The organism is Actinoallomurus acaciae, from assembly GCF_042429965.1.
In the GTDB taxonomy this organism is placed as follows: domain Bacteria; phylum Actinomycetota; class Actinomycetes; order Streptosporangiales; family Streptosporangiaceae; genus Actinoallomurus; species Actinoallomurus acaciae.
Genome location: NZ_JBHLZP010000520.1, coordinates 1 through 5,531, shown reverse-complemented (window position 1 = coordinate 5,531; position 5,531 = coordinate 1). Strand labels below are relative to the sequence as shown.

The following is a 5,531-nucleotide window of genomic DNA, read 5'->3' as shown; positions in this document are numbered from 1 at the left end:
CCGGCGATCGCGCGGGCGTCGAGGAGCCGGGCTACGCCAACGCGCGGGAGGTGCTGGCCGCGCGGGACGTGGAGGCGGTGCCGTGCCCGGTGGACGAGCACGGGCTGATCGTGGACGCGCTGCCCGGCGGCCTGCGCCTGGTCTACACGACGCCGTCCCACCAGTACCCGCTCGGCGGCCGGCTGCCGGTGCCGCGCCGTCAGGCGCTGCTGGCCTGGGCCCGGCGCGAGGACGCGCTGATCGTCGAGGACGACTACGACAGCGAGTTCCGCTACGACGTCGCCCCGCTGCCCGCCCTGTACGGTCTCGGGCCCGACCACACGGTCTACCTCGGCACCACGTCCAAGACCCTGACGGCGGGCGTCGGCACCGGCTGGCTGGTGGCCCGGCCCGATCTGGTGGAGGCGATCGCCGAGACCCGGCTGCGCCTGAACGACAGCACGGCCGTCGTGTCCCAGGAGGCCGTGCGCATCCTGCTCGAACGCGGTGACCTCGACCGTCACGTGCGCCGCATGCGTGCCGAGTACGGCCGCCGCCGCGCCGCGATCGTCGAGACGCTCGGGCACCTGCCGCTGCTCGGGGACACCGCCGGCCTGCACCTCGTCGTCGAGCTGCCGGCCGGGGTGCCCGACCCGGTCATCGAACGCGCCGCCGAGCGCGGCGTACTGCTGTCCTCCCTGGAGGAGCGCTACTCGACCGCCCCGGACGTGCACGGGCTGGTCCTCGGGTACGGCGGCGCGACCGTCTCCCAGGTCAGGTCGGGGTGCTCGCTCGTACGGGAGCTGGTTCGGGAGGAGCTCCGGCGGTAGACGCGGTGGAGGGCTCGGTGGGCGTGCCGCCGGTGACCAGGTGCGCGATGGGCAGGTTCTCCGTGCCGCCGGGCAGCGACACATCGCCCGCCGTGATCCGTGGCATCTCCGGTGGCACGGCGGGCCCGGTGATCCTGCCGATGTCGATGGCGCCGGGGGCCGGGCCCTGGGCGTACGGCACCTGGGACACGCCGAAGTGACCGCCGCGCGCCCACGATCTGCGGTCCTGCGGCGCGCTGTAGGCCTCGGGAGGCGCGAGCGGCGGGCCGGCCGGCCAGCGCCGCGGCACCTGCCACGTGTCGAGCCAGTCGACGATCAGGCCGAGGCCCTGCATCGCGCCCTCGGTGAACGGCTCGCGGGCGAGCCCGACCACGAGGATCTGCACGCACCGTCGGCCTTCCCGGCCGATGCCGTCCGGCAGCAGGAGCGCCGCCTGCGTGGCCGGCACCATCTGCACGATCTGGCCGGAGAAGGGATTCCAGACGACGTGGGCGTTGGTCCCCTGCTGCTCGAGGTGCTGTGCCGCCGAGTGCGCGGAGATCGCCAGCGGGTCGTGTTCACTCGTATGCCAGACGGCGCGGGGCGCTCCGCCCCGCAGTGAGCCGCCGTCGTGTCGGGATTGCAGTCGTACGGCGCCGGGCAGCCAAGCGTCGGCCACGATGAGTCCCCCCAGTCGGGTCGGGTCGTGTCCCGAACGGTCACTGTGCAAGTCTTTACCAAGGTGGGCGGGAGTTTGCTCCGGCCGCGCGGACTTTGCGAACTTATGTGCCAACCTCCCCTGTTGGTCCAGTTCTGATACCTCAACGGTTTGACTGCGTACCCTTCGTGACTCCCGGCCACCCTCCCGGGGCCGGATCCGGCCGATGCGATGCGCCGCTGCGCGGGGGCCGGGGCGCCGAGGCCTCCGCGGCGGGTTCCGGTGGGCCCGAAACCGGACCGCGACGCGGGTCGCGTGGGCCGACCGAGTCGCGTTCTAATAGGCGCTGTGAGCCGAACGAGGAGATCGCATGACTGAGCCGCCCGTCCCCGGCATCGACGTTCCCCACCTGTCGTCCTGGCTGGCGGAGGCGCTGCCGGAGGAGGGGCGGATCACGGGGATCGACCTTCTCGCCGGAGGCCGGTCCAACCTGACCTATCTCGTCCGGCTGGAGAACCGCCGCGTCGTGCTCCGCCGCCCCCCGCTCGGCCACGTTCTGCCCACCGCGCACGACATGCGCCGGGAGTACACCGTGCTCTCGGCGCTGGCCGGCAGCGACGTGCCGGTCCCGGCCACCCTGGCCCTGTGCACCGACGAGGATGTCATCGGCGCGCCGTTCTACCTCATGGACCACGTCGAGGGCCGGGTCATGCGCACCCCCGAGGACGCCGCCGACGTCACGGCCGAGGAGGCGCGCTCCCTGTCCGAGCGCCTCGCCGAGGTGCTCGCCGCGATCCACCTCCTCGACGTCGAACGCGCCGGGCTGAGCGACTTCGGCCGCCCGCACGGGTACATGGCCCGCCAGCTCAAGCGCTGGTGCCGGCAGTGGGAGTCCTCGCACGCGGCCGAGGCGGGCGGCCGGACCGACGAGGCGTACGACCGGCTCGTCCGGCGACTCGGCGAGCGCCTGCCGTCCGACGGGCTCACCGGGCTCGTGCACGGCGACTTCCGGCTCGACAACGCGCTCGTACGCCTGCGGCCGGAGCCGGAGATCGCCGCGGTCGTCGACTGGGAGATGTCCACGCTCGGCGACCCCCTGTCCGACCTCGGGCTGACGCTTACCTACTGGGCCGACGCCGGCGAGGCCGAGCGCATGCCGACGCCCGTCGGCTCGACCGTGACCTCGGCGCCCGGGTTCCTGACCCGCGCGGAGTTCGCCGGCCGGTACGCCGACCTGACCGGCCGCGACCTGTCCCATCTGGACTTTTACGTGGCGTTCGGCTGCTTCAAGCTCGCCGTCATTCTCGAGGGCATCCACGCGCGGTATCTGCAGAACGCGACCGTCGGCGAGGGCTTCGAGCGGATCGGCACGGCGGTCCCGGTCTACCTCGACCGCGCCCATCAGGTCCTGGACGAGGGCGCGCTCTGACCGGCCGCCAGGCGGCCCGCCCGGTCGGCAGTCGAAGGTGACGATGTCACGTCCGCGCTGAAGGTCACCGAGGCGCTGGGGACGCCGAAGCAGAACCGGCCGGTCCGGGTGACGGTGACCGAGGCCCTCTGCCCCGCGCGGAGCCTTCCGCCGCCGCTCGCGCTGATGGTGCCGATCGTTCCGGCCGCCCGCCAATCGACCGGCCCACCCCGGGCGGTGATCCGCACCCGAGCAGTGGCGCAGGCCGGACAGTGGCGGGTGTCGGGCAGGTGGCGGGTGTCGGGCAGGTGGCGGCCGGTCACCGACAACGTGCCCGGCCGCCACGACGACGGCGGCGAAGGCGTCGTTCAGGTCGTGCCGGGCCTGGGCCGCCCGCATCGACGCCTCGTGCGGCGTTACGGCGAGCTCGTCCGGGTCCAGCTCGTGCCGCAGGAACAGGTCGAGCGCCTCCCGCCAGGAGGCGCCGAGCACGAGCAGGGCGGTGTGCACGAGCTGGCGTGCCGCCTCGTCGGCCTCGGCGTCGGCGCGGCGGCGGACGCACTCGTTCCGCGTCACGGCGTACAGCCGGCCGCGGAACGGTGCCGGGGAAGCCGCCCGACGCGTTCCTGGAGGGTGATCAGGGCGTCGTGCAGGGCCTGTGCCGCGGCCTCCTGGCCGCGGAGGTAGTCGAACAGCCGTCGGCCGTGCGCGTCGAATATCGGTGGCAGGGCGGTGGAGCCGCCCGCCTTCAGCGACTCGGCCGGTCGGCCTCCCCGTCGAGACTCGGCCGTCCTGCCACGAGTGCTCCTGGGGTCCCGCCAGCGGTGGGATCACCGGATCCTGTCACCATCGAGAGGTGTTTTGGAGCATCTGATTGCGATTTGATCGCAATGGCATTTTGGAGTAGATCAGTAGGGCGCGGTGCCCTCCCGCAGCCGCCCGGCGAGGTCGCCGAGAACGGCCAGGGTCGCGCGGTGCAGGCCGGGTCCGAACGTCACCCGTGCCACGCCCAGCTCGGCGAGCCGGGCCGGCGACGGCATGCCGGGCCGGTAGAGGACGCTCACCGGCCCCGGGATCCGCTCGACCAGCGTGCCGATCGTCGCCTCGTCCGTGACCATGATCGGGAACACGCAGTCGGCCCCCGCGTCGAGGTAGGCGCGGCCGCGCGCCACCGCCTCCCCGAGGACCTCCTCCGGCGAGGCGCCCGGGAGCGAACCGTCGTGGAACACGTCGGTGCGCGCGTTGATCACCAGGTGGGGGTCGGCGTCCCGCAGCTCACGGACGCGGTCGGCCTGTGCCTTCAGGTCCGCGAGCACGTGCCCTCCGCCGGCCGCCTCGCCGTGGAGGGTGTCCTCCAGGTTGCAGCCCACGGCGCCCGCCTCGCGCAGGCACTCGGCGAGCTCCGCGGGCGCCAGGCCGTAGCCGGATTCGGCGTCGACCGTGACCGGTACGTCGACGCTGCGCGCGATGCGGGCCGCCGCGGCGAACATCTCGTCGGGCGGCGCGCCCTCACCGTCCTCGTAGCCGAGGACCTGGGACACGGCGGCGCTGGCCGTGGCGAGCGCCGGGAACCCGGCCGCGGCGAGCACCTGGGCACTCGCGGCGTCCCATGCGTTGGGCAGGATGAGAAGCGTCCCGCTCCGGTGAAGCTCGCGCAGCCGCGCGGCCTTGTCGATGAGACTCATGGCCCTGACCGTACGGTCCGGTGCGACCGGGCAGAAGAGCCACTTGGGGGCGCATGGTGGTGGACCACCTGGCGAGGGTCGGTCAGCAGCTCGAGGTGACGGATGCCGACGCGCCTGAGCTGAACGTCACCGAGCCGCTGCCGCTGCCGAAGCAGAAGCGCCGATGAGACTCATGGCCTCGACCGTACGGTCCGGCGCGACCGGGCAGAAGAGCCACTTGGGGTCGCACGGTGGTGGACCACCTGGCGAGGGCCGGTCAGCAACTCCAGGTGACGGATGCCGACGCGCCCGAGCTGAACGTCACCGAGCCGCTGCCGCTGCCGAAGCAGAAGCTGTCGGTCCGGCTGACGGTGACCGAGTCGCTCTGTCCCGCGCCGAGGCTTCCGCTGCCGCCCGCGTCGATGCTGCCGCTGGTCCCGGACACGCTCCAGCTGACCGGGCCGCCCTTGGCGGTGACCGTCACCGAGCAGTGGCGCGTGCCGGACATGTGGCAGCCGGAGACCGACAGCGTGCCCGGGCGCTGCGGCGAGCTCGGCGACGGGTGGTGGGTGTGCGGTTTCGTCGTGCTCGGGGTCGGCGTCGGGGTCTTGCTCGACTTGGAGGGCTTCGGGCTCGGTGAGTCGCTGCTGGGCTCCGGCTCGGCCGAGTCCGACGGGAGGCCGTCGTCGGCCGTCGGCGACTCGCTCGGCGCGGTGATGGGCTGCTGGCCGCTCGTCTTCTCCTGGCCCGACCCGGGCAGCAGGAGGAACACCCCGCACACGATGACCAGGACGCACGCGACGGCGGCGAAGACCGGCCACAGGCGCGGGCCCCTGCGCTCGGGCTCCGGCTCGAACGCGGTCTCGGGCTCGGGCGGGGGATCGGCGCGCATCGCGATCGTCTCCCGCAGCTCCCCGAGTTCGGGGGCCGCGGCCGTGCCGAGCACGCGGTCGCGCAACGGGGCGGGGAGGGCCGCCGCCGGCATGGCGTTCAGGAGGCGCGCGGTGGCGACC

Annotated in this window: 5 protein-coding genes and 1 pseudogene; 3 read left to right on the top strand and 3 right to left on the bottom strand. The window is 73.6% G+C overall.

Going from position 1 to position 5,531, the window contains the following annotated elements; translation table 11 throughout:
- Positions 1-809: aminotransferase-like domain-containing protein (locus tag ACFFNX_RS40635; protein WP_378211509.1), on the top strand; the 809-nt coding region annotated here is incomplete at its 5' end.
- Here ACFFNX_RS40635 and ACFFNX_RS40630 read toward each other — a convergent pair.
- The gene (locus ACFFNX_RS40630; protein WP_378211508.1) at positions 754-1,467 is read right to left on the bottom strand and encodes a hypothetical protein; all 714 of its coding nucleotides are present in this window, start codon (positions 1,465-1,467) and stop codon (positions 754-756) included. The genes ACFFNX_RS40635 and ACFFNX_RS40630 overlap by 56 nt on opposite strands.
- Positions 1,468-1,816: 349 nt before the next feature.
- Between ACFFNX_RS40630 and ACFFNX_RS40625 the strand changes: the two genes are divergently transcribed.
- The gene (locus ACFFNX_RS40625; protein WP_378211507.1) at positions 1,817-2,875 is read left to right on the top strand and encodes a phosphotransferase family protein; all 1,059 of its coding nucleotides are present in this window, start codon (positions 1,817-1,819) and stop codon (positions 2,873-2,875) included.
- Positions 2,876-2,989: 114 nt separating this feature from the next.
- Positions 2,990-3,541 carry a hypothetical protein gene (locus tag ACFFNX_RS40620; protein WP_378211506.1) on the top strand — a complete coding sequence of 184 codons (552 nt, stop codon included), beginning with the start codon at positions 2,990-2,992 and terminating at the stop codon, positions 3,539-3,541.
- 221 nt (positions 3,542-3,762) lie between these two features.
- On the opposite strand, the gene ACFFNX_RS40615 is transcribed toward ACFFNX_RS40620, so the two are convergent.
- Both ACFFNX_RS40615 and ACFFNX_RS40610 read right to left on the bottom strand, forming a co-directional pair.
- Positions 3,763-4,539, bottom strand: coding sequence for an isocitrate lyase/PEP mutase family protein (locus ACFFNX_RS40615; RefSeq protein WP_378211505.1), 777 nt, complete (start codon positions 4,537-4,539; stop codon positions 3,763-3,765).
- 256 nt (positions 4,540-4,795) lie between these two features.
- Positions 4,796-5,531: pseudogene (locus ACFFNX_RS40610) on the bottom strand (hypothetical protein); the annotation flags it as partial.

Coding starts and splice junctions, on each gene's coding strand:
- ACFFNX_RS40615 (WP_378211505.1), bottom strand. CDS start 4,539: ATGAGTCTCATCGACAAGGCCGCGCGGCTGCGCGAGCTTCACCGGAGC.
- ACFFNX_RS40625 (WP_378211507.1), top strand. CDS start 1,817: ATGACTGAGCCGCCCGTCCCCGGCATCGACGTTCCCCACCTGTCGTCC.